The sequence below is a fragment of the Planktothrix pseudagardhii genome (assembly GCF_904830925.1).
In the GTDB taxonomy this organism is placed as follows: Bacteria; Cyanobacteriota; Cyanobacteriia; order Cyanobacteriales; family Microcoleaceae; genus Planktothrix; species Planktothrix tepida.
The window spans coordinates 2,430,744-2,447,244 of the sequence record NZ_LR882967.1 but is presented as its reverse complement, the minus strand read 5'-3'; the positions used below and the strand labels follow the sequence as shown (position 1 = coordinate 2,447,244).

The window sequence follows — 16,501 nt, the reverse complement described above, 5'->3', positions numbered from 1 at the left end:
ACCGGAAATGAAACCGTTAGTGTTTCAAGTTTTACTCTATGCGGATTCGATAATAGAATCAACTGTTCTTTTTTGTTGAATTGATAAATTTTATTGATTGATTCTCCCCTTAATGGTGTTTTACGGTAGGATCAAAGGGTGATCGCTGAAAATTTTCTACTTCAGTTCTGAATCTTCTGAGTGGATTTCCTCATGAATGGTTTGAGTTTTAGGACGAGGAATTCGTTGCTGTTTATAGAAGGGTTTATAAACTCGTTGCCGATAAATAGACGTGTGTTTGACTTTTTTAAACCCACTTAAAATCAGTAACGTCATTAAGGTTCCGATTAAACTCATGCGCCATAATCCACATCCAGCGGCGGTTCCTAAACCTGCGGTTAACCACAAAGCTGCTGCCGAAGTTAGCCCTTTAACTTTAGGCTTAAGATTAGGTTTTGGCTGTTGCAAAATCAGGCCCGCCCCAAGAAATCCTACTCCGGTTGCAATGCCTTGAACAGTACGACTAAGGGCATTAGTTGAGTTCATATCAAACCCGGCTTGTAAAGGCAGCATGATAAAAATAGCAGCCCCTAAACTGACAATCATATAAGTTCTCATTCCCGCCGGCCTACTGGGTTGCTGACGATCTAGTCCAATCAATCCTCCGATGAACAAAGCAATTCCTAGGCGGAAAATAATGGTGAACCAATCATCAGCCGGAAAAAACATTGGGTTAGAATTTATAGCCATTGCTCCTCAACCCCCCTAGGATAAAAAATCCTACTATTTTTTAAATCTCATAGTGCCAAAAAGGTTGATGTCCAGGTAAAAGAATAAATTGCCTATTTAACCGTTCAATAATTCCATGCTGTTCAAATTCTTTCAAAAGTCGAGTGACCGTGACTCTTGTTGTGCCAATTGTTTCAGCAATTTCTTGATGGGTTAAATGGAATTCAATCAGTTGTCCCTGAGAGACACCACTGCCAAATTTGTTGGCTAATAAGGTCAATAATTTATGCAATGCTTCATCAACAGGACGGGAATGAACGATTTCTAAAAAGGTTTGCAGTTGATGAATATGTTCAATTAACAGGGGATATAGATTATCAAATTCAGAGATCGGAACAGGAATCGCCTGAACTGGGGTCACGCACTCCATATAGTAGGGGTCAGCTTTGGACAAAACCCGTGAAACGATATCTCCTCTTCCCCATAACCCTAATGTAACAACAGTTCCATTTTCCAGGTAGGTGAGGGTACGCACAACACCCGACTCAATTTTCCACAGGTGATCCCGTCTTAAAGGAAGTCGGTCACGACGTTGGAAGTAACGCTGTTGTTGACTGAATTCCGGTGCAATTCCTGAAGCTAAAGTCATGGAAGATACAAACTAAACGAAATTTAACTAAAATTGTAGACTATGTTACTTGTGTTTGTATTAAAATACAGTTTTAATTGTATTAAATTTTTGATAGTCCCCAGGCTAACCCCATCCCCGAATCATGCAAGAGGTGAGTAACTTTACAATGGCTGGAATGACCCTAGAGCAACTGCGAATTTTTTTGGCGGTAGCAGAACATCTACACTTTACCCGTGCGGCTGAGAACCTCTATATTACGCAACCGGCGGTTAGTGCTGCGATTCAAAGCTTAGAAACAGAATATCGAGTTAAGTTATTTCATCGGATTGGTCGCCACGTTGAAATTACAGAAGCTGGACAATTACTGCAACTTGAAGCCCAAAAAATTTTAGAACAAGTCGCGTTAACCGAACGAGGATTAAGAGAGTTAAATAATTTACAACGGGGAGAACTCAAGTTAGGCTCAAGTTTAACCATTGGAAACTATTGGCTACCGGAAAAAATTAGTCAATTTCAACGGCAATATTCAGGAATTATTGTCAACTGCACCTTAGCGAATACCGAGGAAATTTGTTTAGGGACAGCCAACGGACACTTTGATTTAGGATTAATTGAAGGGGAAGTCAAACCTTCTTTACAAAAATTATTAAGTCAGGAGGAAATTGGCAGCGATCGCTTATTAATTGTTGTTGGACAGTCCCATCCTTGGTTTAACCGAGACAAAGTTGATTTAACAGAACTTAAAAATACAGATTGGGTCATGCGAGAACCGGGTTCAGGAACTCAACAACGGTTAGAAGAAGCGTTACAAAATTGGGGAATTAATTTGACTGAATTAAAAGTTATTTTAGTTTTAAATACGGGAGAAATGGTGAAAGCTGTTGTCGAAGAAGGTCATGTAGCAGCCGGAATTTCTGAACTGATGGTTAAAAAAGAATTAAAATTAGGAGTTTTAAAGGCGATTCGGATTGTTGATTCTCGTCAACCTTCTCAGAAAGAATTAGAATTGATTCGACCTTTTTTAAAAATCAAACATTATCAACGGTTTCAAACTCGCATTTCTCAAACTTTTGAAAAAATGTTATTATTGAATGAAATTAATTTACAGTTAACGCAAAGAAATGTTTGCTAAACTTATCTCTATTTATAAAATTAATGATTTAATAAGGATTCTAGCTTAAATCCATGAATGAATTTATCATCTACAACTAAAGGTAAACTTCCATTCCATTTATCAATGATTTTCTGGTGCAAAATTTCGGGAGTTAAGGTTTTTTGCAGTAAACTATGAGCTTCAGCTTCTCCTTTCGCTAAATTAACCTTAACTTCTGCTTCTTTAATTGCTTTCAAAACTAAAAATCCGGCTTTTTTAGCATCCTGTTCAGCAATTTGTTTGGCTTCCACAGCATCAGTAAACCGTTGGGAAAAATGAACATGAACTAAAGAAATATTATCGACTTGAATGTGATAATTAATTAATTGGCTTGTTAATAAATGATCCACTTCTGATTTGACATTTTCCCGACGAGTAATAATTTCTTCGGCAGTATATTTAGCCATAACCGCTTTGAGAATTTCTTCAATAACGGGATTAATAATCGCTTCAATAATGGCTTGTTTATCCCCAATTCGTTGAAACGCTAAATTGACTTCTTCAGGGATAATATGCCAATTCAATGCCACATCAGTAAATACCTCCTGTAAATCTTTTGAGGAAGCTTCAGCCGATATTTCCTGTTTTTGAATACGGACAGTCATCTTTTGTACTGTTTCAGCTACAGGAATAATAAAATGCAATCCTTCATCCAAAATTTCAGCTTGAACCTGACCAAACACCATTAAAATTCCCCGTTCCCCAGCATTAACAATAATCAGAGGATTGAAGAAAATTAAAAGTAATAAAAATAAAAAAAATAGGTTAGCTGGCTTCAAAAATAATTGATATCTGGGCATGGGTACAATCTGAAGTTAACTTTCGAGAACAGTAGAAGATTGAGTATCTACAATTCGATTAAATTGGTGAATATTTAATAATAAACTACTGAGAATTGACCAAGTGATAGCGAGAAACCAACCCGCTAAAATATCACTGGGAAAATGAACGCCTAAATACAGTCTTGTCCAAGCAATTCCAAGGACAAATAATCCTCCTAAACCAATCACAAACCCTCGCCATTTTGTTCTCCAAGTTATAAGAATTAAAACGATTACAAAGGCCATACTTAAGAGTGCGTGACCACTAGGAAAAGAAAAAGTTGAAGGAAAAGGATAGGAAGATTGCCACAAATGAGGTCGAATTCGATGAAAGAAAACTTTAGCGGATTGGCTCAGAATTCCACTTCCTGAAAGCGTTAAAATTAAATACAAAAGCGATCGCCATTGTTTTTGATACCCTAAAATTAAAACAACCGGAGTTGCTAGGAAAACGATTCCTAGAGAAGTACAAGTAAAGGTTAAGATAATCGCCAAGCTTTCCAGTTGAGGTTGTTCTATAGAATGAATGGCGAATAAAATCGATAAATCCCAAGGTAGACCACTGGAACTTTCGCCTACTTTTAAAGCTAGAATCCCAAACAACAGTAAGGGTAAAGAAATTCCTAAAGCTAAAAACTGCCAATGCAGGATGAACCACTGTTGAACAGAACTCCAGTCCCTAAATGACGGTTTATGGGGATTAAAATCAGACATCATTTTGCCCTAAAACTGCACATATTTTCAGTTTAATGCGGTAGCAGGGACAGGTCAATTACATTAGACTGAACTAAGAGTACCATTACTACGGTAAAAGCAGTTGAGGAAAAGACACCCATTGCTAAATCTTTCTTAAGATTTCGTTCAGGGGAAGAAGATTCAACAACATTGATGGCCCCATATTGCATTAGGAGAATTCCCGCTAAATTTGACAGCCAATAGCCAAAAATAGAACTGGGAAAAAATAAATCTTCAGACAATTTACTAAAAACAAATCCAAACCCATAAGCAATCGGTAAATTAAAAATTAAATCGTTCCACCAGCACAACGGAGACATCATGAAACCCAGAAAAACCAAAATTCCGCCGATCCATTTTTTAGACATAAACCTCTTGATTATCCACAATTTCAACTCAATTGTTATCAATTGTTATCAAAAAAAAATCTGACTCAGGACTGATGCCAGAAACCTAAGAAACTCAGTTTCTAGTTGTTGTTTAGGGGCTGAAATCAAAAGGTCTGGTTCAGAAACCTGATTTCTGTGTATATTGTATATGAATCTCGCATGAAATTCAATACATTTCCAATTCATTTTTGTTTGCCCGTCTCCCAAGTTGGCCCCATCAGGGTTCCTCGCAGTCGCCAGGGAGGGTGTTGAGGGACGTTAACCTCTAGTAGGCCACTATAAAGCTTTTCTTGAATATAAGGACTCTCTAAAACGGGCCAATCTTCTAAAACTTGTTGTTTTCCATTAATGATAGCATTGCCAAGGGCTCCATTTTGTTGATAGGTTAAGGTTAAGCGATCGCCTGCTAAACTTTTATAACTTAATTTTCCTTGACTTTTCCAATCTGCTCGAAAATGATAGAGATCGGGCTTATCTTGATCCAATTTTAATAAAACATCCCAACTGTGTTGCGGATCATAATTTTTGCCGACAGGTTCATTTTGTAGACTTAATCGTGCTAAAATAATCGGTAATAAATATTTATGCGGATCACCGAGTTTAATTCGTCGCCACCAAGCATCTTTTTCATCTAAATTAATCGCAGCTAATTTCTCTCTAATCGCTAACCCTCTGGCTTAAAAAGCTGTTTCTTCGACGGAATTAATATGGGGAGGTTTTGGGATAATAAAGCTTGAAGAGTTTGTAGAAGACAAAACAGAACCTTCTAAGAAAAGGTTAGAAATTTTAGTTTTTTTAGAAGAATTTGTTCTAGGAGTATCAACAGCATATAAACGGCAACCAAAAGCAAAAATAAAGATAGCCGTTAACCCGCTCATCAATTTAAGATTAGTCTTCATTACAGTCTCAATTTTTAAGGGGAAAAAACCGTTTTTTAGGAATTTTAAAGGATAACTCTGAACATTTACGATAAAATAGGAAACGAAATCAATGGGAGGATTTATCCGATGGGATATGCAATTGACGTTAATCAATCTAACTTTGAGCAAGAGGTAATCAAAGTTTCCTATAAAAGCCCTGTATTTGTAGACTTTTATGCAACTTGGTGTGGCCCGTGTCAAATTTTAAAACCCATTTTAGAAAAGTTGGTGAACGAATATGATTTTATTTTAGCGAAAATTGATATTGATCAAAATCCTGAATTAGCAAGTCAATATGGGGTAGAAGGTGTACCGGATGTAAGAATTGTGCTTCAAGGAGAAATGCAGCCCGGTTTTGTAGGAGCATTAACAGAAGCTCAAATTCGGCAAACCCTCAGCCAATTCAATTTAAAATCTAATTTTGAGCAGGATTTAGAAGCTTTAAAAACTGCGATCGCTCAAAAGAACTTTCCCACCGCCAAACAACTTTTAGATCAGCTATTTTCTCACTATCCAAATCGCTTAGAAGTGGTGTTAGAAGCGGCTAATTTTTTAATTGTTCTCAATCAACTTGAAAATGCTGAAAAACTGTTAAATACCATTGGAGAAGATCAGCGCGATTTCTTCCCCAAAGCTCAGGCTTTAAAACAATTAATCCAACTCAAAACAGATGCTACTGCTTCGGGAGAAAGCCAACTGGAACAGAACTATGCAAAAGCTTGTCAATTAACTTTAGCGGAAGACTACGCAGAGGCGTTATCTTTATTTTTAGAGATTGTATCTACCGATCGCAAATATAAAGAGGATGGGGCTAGAAAAGCAATGTTGACTATTTTTAATTTACTGGGGGATGACCATCCCTTGACCCAAAAATATCGGAAACAATTAATGCTACAATTATATTAAGGGGACTCAAACAGGGAATAGAGCAGAGGGAATCGGAAACCGAAAATAGAGAACGCGCCATAGGGAACTTTATCATTTGTTCTGATCGAAAAATCGGTGATTTAACGGTTTTTCTAGGAAGGACTTTTTTTCTCTAAAAATCCCATAAATTTATGACTAATGCCTTACTGATTCTAGGGGAATTAAATGATCGAGATATAGATTGGATCGTGACCCAAGGAAAACGAGAAGTTTTGCAAGCGGGTACTGTTCTAATTGAAGAAGATCAACCCTTAGATGCGCTTTATATTGTGTTGAGTGGAACCCTCAACGTTTGTGTGGCTGCTTTAGGAAATCAAGTGGTTGGAAAAATTGGCGGTGGTGAAATATTAGGGGAAATGTCTTTTGTGGATGGACGTTTACCCTCGGCTACAGTGCAAGCGGTTGAAGAGTGTTGTGTGTTATCCATTTCTCGATCACTTTTATCTCAAAAATTAGAAGAGGATGTTTTATTCTCATTGAGATTTTATCGAGCTATTACTAAATTTTTATCCTCCCGCTTACGAGCTACCGTTAACCATTTTGGCCATGAAGAAAACGTTACTTTGTTAGCTTCTAAATCTTCCAATAATATAGCCGAAAATGAACCCAATCATCGTTTAGATTGGATTATGCAGCGTTTGGGAGGGTAATCATTAATACAATTAAAAAATTTTCGAGAAGCAAACTTATTGCTTTTATGATTAAACTTGTCCATTTAGATTATTTTAATTATTTTTAATTATGACTTTAAATTTTGATCAAGAAATGATGCAATATTGCTTGAAATTAGCTTGTCAAGCATTAGGAAAAACAGCACCTAATCCCTTAGTTGGATGTGTCATCGTTCAAGATAAAAAAATTGTAGGAGAAGGGTTTCATCCGGGTGCTGGACAACCCCATGCCGAAGTTTTTGCTCTGAGAAATGCCGGAGAAAAAGCCAAGGGAGCAACGGTTTATGTTAATTTAGAACCTTGTAATCATTTTGGGCGGACGCCTCCCTGTACAGAAGCTTTAATTCAAGCTGAAGTGGCTAAAGTTGTGGTGGGAATGGTTGATCCCAATCCTTTAGTTTCAGGAACAGGAATTCAACGGTTAAAAGATGCAGGAATTGAGGTTATTGTTGGCCTTGAAGAACCAGATTGTCAACAATTAAATGAAGCTTTTGTCTATCGAATTTTGCATCAGAAACCCTGGGGAATTTTGAAATATGCCATGACCTTAGATGGAAAAATTGCCACCACAACAGGTCATAGTTCTTGGGTGACGGGAACCGAAGCTCGACAAAAAGTTCATCAGTTGCGCGTTGCTTGTGATGCGGTCATTGTCGGAGGAAATACCGTCCGACGAGATAATCCTTGGCTAACGACCCACGAAGCCGGAGAACCCAACCCTTTGCGAGTGGTTATGAGTCGAACTTTAGACTTACCCAAACAAGCCCATTTATGGGACACTCAAGAAGCGAAAACTTTAGTTATAACAGAGGAGGGTGTAAATCCAGATTTCCAACAGTTTTTGCAGAATAAGGGGGTAGAGGTAGCGGAATTATCGCCCTTGACGCCTGCCCAAGTCATGGCTTATTTGTATAAACGTCAGTTTTTATCGGTGTTGTGGGAATGTGGAGGAACCCTTGCGGCTCAGGCGCTCGTAGATGGCAGTATTCATAAAATCTTAGCGTTTATTGCCCCTAAAATTATTGGGGGAAAAACAGCACCATCTCCGGTCGCAGATTTAGGGTTAACTCAGATGACAGAAGCACTTTTATTAGAACGAATGACCTGGGGTTCTGTAGGTAAAGATTTTTGGATTGAAGGATATTTATTTCAAACTTAATTATGAGCGAAGTTGCCCTATTAAGTCTTATGGTCAGTAGCCTAGGAATTGATGCTGTTTTATTGGCGAGTTGGCTCTGTTCCATACAAACTGATATACAATTAGAACAGGAGGAGGAAGAAACATTGACTCGGTACGACTCAGAAGATACTAAACAAATGCCTGTAAAATCTATACAACCTAACGGCTATTCTAACGCTGAATCTCCTGAACCTTTCGTTCGGGAATGGGAGTATAAAATTGTTCGGGCAAGTCGAGATGTATTTCGGAATCCAACTATTTTTAAAAAGTTATGTCAGGAAGAAACCGAAATGGGTTGGATTTTAGTGGAAAAATTAGATGATCGACGGGTTCGGTTTAAGCGTCCAAGAGGACTAGATCATGCCGAAAACCATTACCAAATTAAAGCTGATCCCTATCGTTCAACCTATGGTTCTTCTAGTAATTTAGGAGCTTGGTTAACGGTGATTGCTTTTATAACTGCCATTATTTTACCTGCCTATTTAGGATTTTCATTAGTTGCCATGAGCTTTAATAAATCCTATCAAAATTCTTCCCCCACGATTTCATCTCCTGAACCCGAAGTTTCTCCTACTTCCCCTTAAAACGTCCTCAAAACAATTACAATGATCGGCGATAACCTCACCCTTACTTACACTTTTTGCAGGTTTGGGGAGGTTACAACACTATTTCTATAGAAATAATGAATAATGTTACGCTTACCTTGGAATCAATTTGTAGCAAAAACCATCGGTAAACTGCCGTTAAGAACAGTTTTAATTGTACCTTTTGTGGTACAAATTACGGCTACGGTTGGATTAGTGGGTTATTTTTCATTTAAAAATGGACAAAAAGCTGTTGAAAATTTAGCCCAGCAGTTAATCAACCAAGTAAGTAATCGTGTTCAAGAAAATTTACAGTTTTTCTTAGAAACTCCCGATCAAATTAACCAAACTAATTATAATCAAATTAAATTAGGTTTTTTAAATACAACTAATTTATATCCTTGGGAAAAATACCTTTGGCGACAAGTTCAATTATATCCTGATATTACTTTTATTGCCATTGCGACCAATCAAAATAAACAAAGGTCAGGTGAAAAACGCCTGAATGGTGATTTCCAAGTTAATGTTGTCGGGGATGATGTTGGTAATAATTTCTATACGTTTCAACTTGATTCTCAAGGAAATCGGACTCAAGGTGAATTAGTCAAAAAAGACTATGATTTACGTCAACATCCCACTTACTTAAAAGTCATAAAAGAACGCCGAGCTTCCTGGAGTAATGTATTTGTTTCTATTTTAGAACCCAGCTTATTAATTAGTGCCTTAGAACCTATCTACAATCAAAAACAACAAATAGAAGGAATTTTACTGGCTACCTTACGGCTTGACCAAATTATTACTTTTTTAAAAGGTTTAAAAATCGGTAAATCAGGACAAGTTTTTATTGTTGATCCCCAAGGTCATTTGTTAGCTAGTTCTACGGGAGAACAACCCTTTAGAAAAATTGGCAATCAAAATCAACTTTTTTTGGCAACAGAAAGTCAGAATAAAATTACCCAATCAGCGACAGAACAATTATTGAAACAGTTTAAAAGCCTGCATAAAATTTATAACCCTCAAAAACTTAAATTCTTAATTAATAAAGAGAACTATTTTTTAAATGTTATTCCCTTTAGTGATAATAAAAAATTAGAATGGATGATTGTTTTGGTTGTTCCTGAACAGGATTTTTTAGATCAAATTCAAGCCAACAATCGAACAACATTACTTTTGTGTTTAGTCACCTTTATTGTAGCAATTACCATTGGAATTTTAACAGCAAGATGGGTTACATTTCCTATTATCCTACTCAATCAAGCGTCGAAAAACATTGCAGCCGGACAATGGGATTTACCCCAAGAAGCGAATCGTCAAGATGAATTAGGAGAACTGACCCGTTCTTTTAATAACATGATTCAACAATTGCAAACCACTTTAACTCAACTGCAAAATCTGAACCAATCTTTACAAATTAGTGAACAACGTTATACGAGTTTAGCTCAAGCTGCACCCGTTGGAATTTTTCGGGCTGATATTGAAGGAAATTATATCTATGGAAATGACCAACATTTTGCCATGATTGGTCTGAGTCAAGCGGAAACAATGGGGATGGGTTGGACAAAAACTCTACACCCACAAGATCGAGATCAGATTCTTTCCTGTTGGTTAAAATTTGTCCACGAAGGTGTTCCTTTTCAGTATGAATATCGGTTTCTTAAACCCGATAGTAGTACAATTTGGGTCTATGGAAAAGCACTAGCTGAACGAAATAGAGAAGGTCAAATTACAGGATATGTTGGAACCATTACCGATATTACATCGACTAAAGAAGCCGAACATATTCTGGCTGAATATAACCAAACTTTAGAACATCAAGTCAAAGAACGGACGCAAGAATTATCTCACACCCTGCAACAGTTACAAGCTACTCAAAGTCAACTGGTTGAGTCTGAGAAAATGGCGACATTAGGGCAATTGGTGGCTGGAATTGCCCATGAAATTAATACTCCATTAGGTGCAATTCAAGCTGCTATTAATAATAATAATCAAGCTTTAATTGAATCTTTAATTGAATTACCCAAACTTTCTCAAAAACTTGATCCTGATCAACAAGTGCTGTTTTTTAAGGTATTAGATTTTTCGCGAAACAACCCCCAGCAAATTTCTACACGAGAACAGCGTGAATATAAACGTCAACTGGCTCAACAATTAAAAGAGTATCAAATCGAATCTCCTCGAAAAATAGCTGATATTTTAATTGATATTGGCATTTATGATAACTTGGAATTTATTTTACCCCTGCTTCAACATCCTGAACAAGAATGGTTATTAAATTTAGCTTATAATCTAGCTCGATTACAACGAAATAATCAAACCATGATTACGGCGATTGAACGAGCTTCTAAAGTTGTTTTTGCTCTCAAAAGTTATGCTCGTTATGATCCCAGTGGTCAAAAACAATCTGTCTTCATTACTGAAGGCATTGATACGGTTTTAGAACTCTATCACAATCAACTCAAACGCGGCATAGAAGTCAATCGTATCTATCAAATTACCCATTCCCTTGATTGTTATCCTGATGAATTAATGCAGGTTTGGACAAATTTAATTCATAATAGTATTCAAGCCATGAAGGGTCAGGGAACTCTCAAGATTGTCGTTCTCCAAGAAGAAACTGAGTTTCGGGTGCAAATCATCGATTCAGGCTGTGGGATTCCGGCGGATATTCAAGGACGCATTTTTGAACCTTTCTTTACAACAAAACCTTGGGGAGAAGGTAGTGGTTTGGGATTAGATATTGTTCAAAAAATTATTGATAAACATCAAGGTCAGATTACCGTTCAAAGTCAACCCGGAAACACTATTTTTACGATCTCCTTACCTCGAACCTAAACTGAAATTTTGAGATGAGTTCTGTTTATGTTAAAATGAGTAAAGTTTACTTTTAATTAGCCATCTTAATCAAAAAAATCAATTTAATTAAAATTCAAAAAGGAAAAGCCAATGGTAGAAAAAGCTATTATCTGTGTTGATGATGAACGGTTTGTGGTAGAAAGTCTCCTAGAACAACTCAAACGGAGATTTGGAAAGGAGTATATCTATGAAGGTGCAGAAAGTGCCCCGGAAGCCTTAGATATTCTGGAAGATTTAGAACAGGAAAATATTGAAGTATTAATTATTGTTTCGGATTGGTTAATGCCTGAAATGCGAGGAGATGAATTTCTCATTGAAGTCCATCGTCGTTTTCCCAAAATTATTACAGTGATGTTGACGGGACAAGCGGATGAAACGGCGATTAAACGGGCAGAAAAATATGCTAATTTATATCGTTGTCTTTATAAACCTTGGACAGAAGAAGAGTTAGCACAAACGATTGCATCGGCTTTAGGATAGTGATCAACATTTATAGATTTTTATTGCTTTAATTTATTCCGATAATAATTTGAGAACAATGGCTAAACAATTGGCAATTTTATGTGTAGATGATGAATCCGTTATCTTAGAAAGTCTTAAAGAACAACTCAAACGTAATTTACCTCAACATTATGAATTAGAATCAGCAGAAAGTGGCGAAGAAGCCTTAGAAGTCATTGAAGAATTGCATGAGGAAGGGTTGGAAGTTGCTTTAGTCATTTCTGACCAAATTATGCCGGGTTTACAAGGGGATGAGTTATTAATCCGAATTCATCAAAGTTATCCCCAAATGTTAAAAATTATGTTGACTGGACAAGCAGACGCTCAATCTGTTGGCAATGTAGTCAACCAAGCGAGTTTGTATCGTTATATTAGCAAACCTTGGGATGAAACGGACTTAATTTTAACAGTTCAAGAGGCATTAAGGCGCTATGCTCAAGAACAACAACTGGTAGAACAAAACAAAAAATTACACGAATTAAATCGACAATTACAACAGTTAAATATTTCTCTGGAACAAAAAGTTTTAGAACGAACTACACAATTAGAACAGGCAAAACAGGCGGCTGAAGTGGCGAATCAAGCTAAAAGTACATTTTTAGCCAATATGAGTCATGAATTGCGATCGCCTTTAAATGCGATTTTAGGTTTTGCTCAATTAATGAACCGAAGTACAACTCTTTCTGCTGAACACCAAGAACAAGTGAAGATTATTTTACAAAGTGGAGAACATTTATTAAGTTTAATTAACCAACTTTTAGATTTAGCTAAAATTGAGGCAGGCAAAATCACCCTTAATGAGGCTAATTTTGATCTATATCATCTCCTTCAAGATTTAGAAGATATGTTTTCTCTTAAGGCTAAAAATCAGAATTTAAGCTTAACATTTAGCTGTTGTGAAGCTGTTCCTCAATATGTTTGTACTGATGAGATTAAACTTCGTCAAATTCTGATTAATTTACTCAATAATTCTCTCAAGTTTACTCATCAAGGAGGCGTTAAGCTAACCGTCAATTGTAATAAAATTGACCCCTCAAACCTACAACTGATTTTTACAGTTCAAGATACGGGAGTTGGAATTGATCCAGAAGAAATTGATCAGCTTTTTGAGGCTTTTACTCAAACTCAAAGGGGAAGAGAAGCTGATGAAGGAACGGGGTTAGGTTTATCGATTAGTCAAAAATTTGTACACCTAATGGGTGGGAAAATTAAAGTTAATTCCCAAGTCGGAGTCGGTACAACCTTTACGTTTAATATTCACGCTAAATTCGTTGATGACATTTGTTTATTTAATCAAAATTTATCTCGAAAAATAGTGGGTTTAGCCCCCAATCAACCTGCCTATAAAATATTAATTGTTGACGATAAATTCTCTAATCGTAAATTATTAATGCAATTGCTGAAACCTTTGGGATTAGAATTAAAAGAAGCCTCAAATGGCAAAGAAGCTGTAGAAATTTGGGATGTGTGGGAACCCCATTTAATTTTAATGGATCTGATTATGCCCATTTTGAATGGTTATGAAGCCACAAAACAAATTAAAAATACCTTAAAAGGAAATGCTACGGTGATTATTGCGATTACTGCTAGTGTTTTAGAAGAACAAAAAGCCTTGGTACTTTCAATGGGTTGTGACGATTTTGTGAGAAAACCCTTTCAAGAATCCCATATTTTTGAGATGATTGCAAAATATCTAGGTCTTGAATATATCTATGCGGAGGACACCCCCCTAAACTTTTTAAATCCCTCAAACTCTATACTTACTGTTGAAAGCTTGAAAGGGATGCCCTCTCAATGGATAGATGAACTTTATCAAGCCAGCCTTGACTTAGATTATGAGTTAGTTTTAGATCTAATTCAAGAAATTCCGTTGGGACAAGCTGATCTGTCTCAAGCCTTAACGGATTTAGTTTCTAATTATAGAGTTGATCAAATCTTTAATCTTATTGAAAAAATAAAAATCCATGAATATTCGACCTAATAAAAAACAACAACCCGGTGGTATTTTAATTATAGATGATAAACTTGAAAATTTAAAAGTTTTATCAGAAATCCTTAAGCAACAAGGGTATAAAGTTCGTCAAGCTATTAATGGAATATCCGCTTTAAGGGCAATACAATCATCCCCCCCTGATTTAATTTTATTAGATATAAAAATGCCGGAAATGGATGGCTATGAAGTTTGCCAAAAACTGAAACAAGATTCTCAAACACAGGAAATTCCTATTATTTTTATTAGTGCTTTAAATGAAGTTTGGGATAAGGTAAGAGCGTTTCAATTAGGAGGGGTTGATTATATTAATAAACCCTTTCAAGTGGAAGAAGTTATTGCCCGGATTGAAACCCAGTTTATTATTCAAAGACAGAAAAAACAATTACAAGCAGAAATAGAATATCGTCAAGCCCAAGAAGAACGGTTAAAAGAGGAAATTCAACACCGTCTCGCCAAAGAAGAGCAATTACAAGAAGAAATTCAACGACGTAAAGAAACAGAAGAAATTTTATATCAATCTCGTGCTTTAATTCAAAGTGTTTTAAATACGTCAATGGATGGAATTGCTGCTTTTCAATCTATCCGAAACACAATGACCGGAAAAATTATGGATTTCCGTTGTTTAGTTGTGAATCCAATCATTGGCCAAATTTTGAAGCAAGATCGCTCTAAGTTAATGGGAAAAGTTATTTTAAAAAGATTATTGAAAAAAATAGATTCCAGCTTATTTGAAAAGTTTGTTAATTTAGTAGAAACAGGAACTCCTTTAATTGATGATATTTTTTATCACAGTGACGATACTCAAGGTTGGTATCATTTTATTGCCGTGAGGTTAGGGGACGGATTTTCGATCGCCATTCGAGATATTACAGACCGTAAAAAGATAGAGCTTGATTTATCTCGTTGGGCTAAATTAGATGGGTTAACACAAATTGCTAACCGTCATTATTTTGAGGATTTTTTAAATCAAGAATGGCAGAGACATCTACAGGAACAAAAGCCAATTTCCTTGATTTTATGTGATGTAGATTATTTTAAAGCTTATAATGATACCTATGGTCATTTAGAAGGAGATGACTGTTTAAAAAAAGTAGCTCAAGCAATTGATCAAGTGATTCAACGTCCTGGAAATTTACTAGCTCGTTATGGAGGTGAAGAATTTGTTATTATTCTAACCCAGACGAATCTCTTAGAAGCAGGGCAAATTGCTACAGATATTCAAACTTCTATTCGGATTCTCAATATTCCCCATTCTCAATCTCAAGTGAGTGAATTACTCACACTAAGTTTCGGCATATCTAGTTTAATTCCAACGAAAGAAAACTCAACTTTTATATTAATAAAATCTGCTGATCAAGCTTTATATCAAGCTAAACAACAAGGGAGAAATTGCATCGTTACTCAAGTAGATTAAAAGAGTTAATAATCTGCATTCCTGCGGTAGCAAATCGTTGAAATGTGAGATTTGCTTGTTCAGTATAATCCACAATATCGGGAATAACAACAGGAGAGGTACAATCTTCTAATAAATAAACTTTTTGGGCTAAATTAGAATTTCTGCCTTGAATTTCGGTTAATAAATTGTCAATTGTCCAAGCAACACAATGGCTTTTTGCTTGACCCGCAATCAGAATTCGATCAAAGTTTAAAATCTGTTCTATTAATTGTTTGTTTTTTTGAGCCATGGTTTCTCCGTGCATATTTTCTAAAACTTCCGGTTGCAAAACCGAATAATTTTCTGTTAAAGGATGATTTCCTTTAATCTCAAATTGAACTTGAGAACATCGGGAAATCGTATGAAAAAATAACGCTTCTTCAACGGCTGAAACTAACCCATGACCGATCCCCCCTAACATTGAATGATAGGGCCATACTGTTAAGGGATATTGACCTTTTTTTGCTAAGGTTTGGGCATAATGTAAGGCGTATTGTTCTAGGGTGTTTTCATCTGCACCTAAAATTCTATTGATAACTTTCGGATTCACTTTCCAAATGTGATTTTGAATATCTTCAACGGAAATTAAGGTTGCAGGAGTTGGATGTTCACCTTGTTGATTAATCCAAAAAATGGGATGAAAAATCTGGAAGGCGGTATGGGTATCTAAAGTCACAATAATATGGCTAATTTTGTTTAAATTTCGATAAATAAATTCACACAATCTAATATTGTCTTCTACTGCACCATTTCCCGATGCGCCTCCTACAAATAACTCAAATTCAGGAATACAAAACGTATTTTGAACATCAATTAAAATTAAACAGGTTTTAAGTTGATCCTGACTAGCAGGTTGAATCTTATACTGTTTTGCCCATTGTTCTGCTTCCTGGGCTCGAATTTGATATCGAACACGCCAAACTTTTCCCACACGCTGGGGATTAAAGTGGGGGGGAATGGGGAGAGAATCTATTTTTTCTGTCATCATTTGTTTATGATA

The 16,501-nt window shown here is 36.2% G+C and carries 17 protein-coding genes; 9 read left to right on the top strand and 8 right to left on the bottom strand.

What is annotated here, in order from left to right; translation table 11 throughout:
- Nucleotides 1-156 precede the first annotated feature (156 nt).
- Nucleotides 157-729 carry an MgtC/SapB family protein gene (locus NMK36_RS10315; protein WP_222425282.1) on the bottom strand — a complete coding sequence of 191 codons (573 nt, stop codon included), beginning with the start codon at nt 727-729 and terminating at the stop codon, nt 157-159.
- Nucleotides 730-769: 40 nt separating this feature from the next.
- On the bottom strand, nt 770-1,357 hold the full coding sequence (locus tag NMK36_RS10310; RefSeq protein WP_254173669.1) for a Crp/Fnr family transcriptional regulator: 588 nt from the start codon (nt 1,355-1,357) through the stop codon (nt 770-772).
- A 124-nt stretch (nt 1,358-1,481) separates the two neighbouring features.
- Here NMK36_RS10310 and NMK36_RS10305 point away from each other — a divergent pair, with 124 nt between their 5' ends.
- Nucleotides 1,482-2,471 (top strand): LysR substrate-binding domain-containing protein, encoded by a 990-nt coding sequence (locus NMK36_RS10305; RefSeq protein ID WP_254173668.1) that lies wholly within the window; start codon nt 1,482-1,484, stop codon nt 2,469-2,471.
- Between the two features lie 20 nt (nt 2,472-2,491).
- Here the strand turns inward: NMK36_RS10305 and NMK36_RS10300 are convergent, their stop codons facing one another.
- The 5 genes from NMK36_RS10300 to NMK36_RS10280 form a co-directional block, all read right to left on the bottom strand.
- Nucleotides 2,492-3,292: a prohibitin family protein gene (locus NMK36_RS10300; protein ID WP_254173667.1), complete on the bottom strand. Its 801-nt coding sequence runs from the start codon at nt 3,290-3,292 to the stop codon at nt 2,492-2,494.
- 15 nt (nt 3,293-3,307) lie between these two features.
- Nucleotides 3,308-4,030 carry a phosphatase PAP2 family protein gene (locus NMK36_RS10295; RefSeq protein ID WP_083580189.1) on the bottom strand — a complete coding sequence of 241 codons (723 nt, stop codon included), beginning with the start codon at nt 4,028-4,030 and terminating at the stop codon, nt 3,308-3,310.
- Nucleotides 4,031-4,059: 29 nt separating this feature from the next.
- Entirely contained in the window at nt 4,060-4,416 is a 357-nt protein-coding gene (locus NMK36_RS10290) for a hypothetical protein (protein WP_072722119.1), read from the bottom strand.
- A gap of 203 nt (nt 4,417-4,619) precedes the next feature.
- The gene (locus NMK36_RS10285; protein WP_254173666.1) at nt 4,620-4,922 is read right to left on the bottom strand and encodes a hypothetical protein; all 303 of its coding nucleotides are present in this window, start codon (nt 4,920-4,922) and stop codon (nt 4,620-4,622) included.
- A gap of 192 nt (nt 4,923-5,114) precedes the next feature.
- A complete protein-coding gene (locus NMK36_RS10280; RefSeq protein WP_254173665.1) occupies nt 5,115-5,336 on the bottom strand; it encodes a hypothetical protein in 222 nt (73 codons plus the stop codon).
- A 108-nt stretch (nt 5,337-5,444) separates the two neighbouring features.
- On the opposite strand from NMK36_RS10280, the gene NMK36_RS10275 reads away from it, so the two are divergent.
- The 8 genes from NMK36_RS10275 to NMK36_RS10240 all read left to right on the top strand — a co-directional run bounded on the left by NMK36_RS10275 (nt 5,445) and on the right by NMK36_RS10240 (nt 15,480).
- Nucleotides 5,445-6,263, top strand: coding sequence for a tetratricopeptide repeat protein (locus NMK36_RS10275; RefSeq protein WP_254173664.1), 819 nt, complete (start codon nt 5,445-5,447; stop codon nt 6,261-6,263).
- Nucleotides 6,264-6,415: 152 nt separating this feature from the next.
- Complete coding sequence (locus tag NMK36_RS10270; RefSeq protein WP_072722122.1) at nt 6,416-6,934, top strand: cyclic nucleotide-binding domain-containing protein; 519 nt, start codon at nt 6,416-6,418, stop codon at nt 6,932-6,934.
- Between the two features lie 91 nt (nt 6,935-7,025).
- Nucleotides 7,026-8,114, top strand: a complete 1,089-nt coding sequence (gene ribD, locus NMK36_RS10265) for a bifunctional diaminohydroxyphosphoribosylaminopyrimidine deaminase/5-amino-6-(5-phosphoribosylamino)uracil reductase RibD (RefSeq protein WP_072722123.1) — start codon at nt 7,026-7,028, stop codon at nt 8,112-8,114.
- Between the two features lie 2 nt (nt 8,115-8,116).
- Nucleotides 8,117-8,719: a hypothetical protein gene (locus tag NMK36_RS10260; protein ID WP_072722124.1), complete on the top strand. Its 603-nt coding sequence runs from the start codon at nt 8,117-8,119 to the stop codon at nt 8,717-8,719.
- A gap of 105 nt (nt 8,720-8,824) precedes the next feature.
- Nucleotides 8,825-11,551 (top strand): ATP-binding protein, encoded by a 2,727-nt coding sequence (locus tag NMK36_RS10255; protein ID WP_254173663.1) that lies wholly within the window; start codon nt 8,825-8,827, stop codon nt 11,549-11,551.
- Between the two features lie 111 nt (nt 11,552-11,662).
- The gene (locus tag NMK36_RS10250) at nt 11,663-12,052 is read left to right on the top strand and encodes a response regulator (protein WP_072722126.1); all 390 of its coding nucleotides are present in this window, start codon (nt 11,663-11,665) and stop codon (nt 12,050-12,052) included.
- A 58-nt stretch (nt 12,053-12,110) separates the two neighbouring features.
- Nucleotides 12,111-14,054, top strand: coding sequence for a response regulator (locus NMK36_RS10245; RefSeq protein ID WP_254173662.1), 1,944 nt, complete (start codon nt 12,111-12,113; stop codon nt 14,052-14,054).
- The gene (locus NMK36_RS10240) at nt 14,038-15,480 is read left to right on the top strand and encodes a GGDEF domain-containing response regulator (RefSeq protein ID WP_072722128.1); all 1,443 of its coding nucleotides are present in this window, start codon (nt 14,038-14,040) and stop codon (nt 15,478-15,480) included. The genes NMK36_RS10245 and NMK36_RS10240 overlap by 17 nt, the downstream gene beginning before the upstream one ends.
- On the opposite strand, the gene NMK36_RS10235 is transcribed toward NMK36_RS10240, so the two are convergent.
- Nucleotides 15,464-16,489 (bottom strand): isochorismatase, encoded by a 1,026-nt coding sequence (locus NMK36_RS10235; protein ID WP_072722129.1) that lies wholly within the window; start codon nt 16,487-16,489, stop codon nt 15,464-15,466. The two genes, NMK36_RS10240 and NMK36_RS10235, sit on opposite strands and share 17 nt — an antisense overlap.
- Between the last annotated feature and the right edge of the window lie 12 nt (nt 16,490-16,501).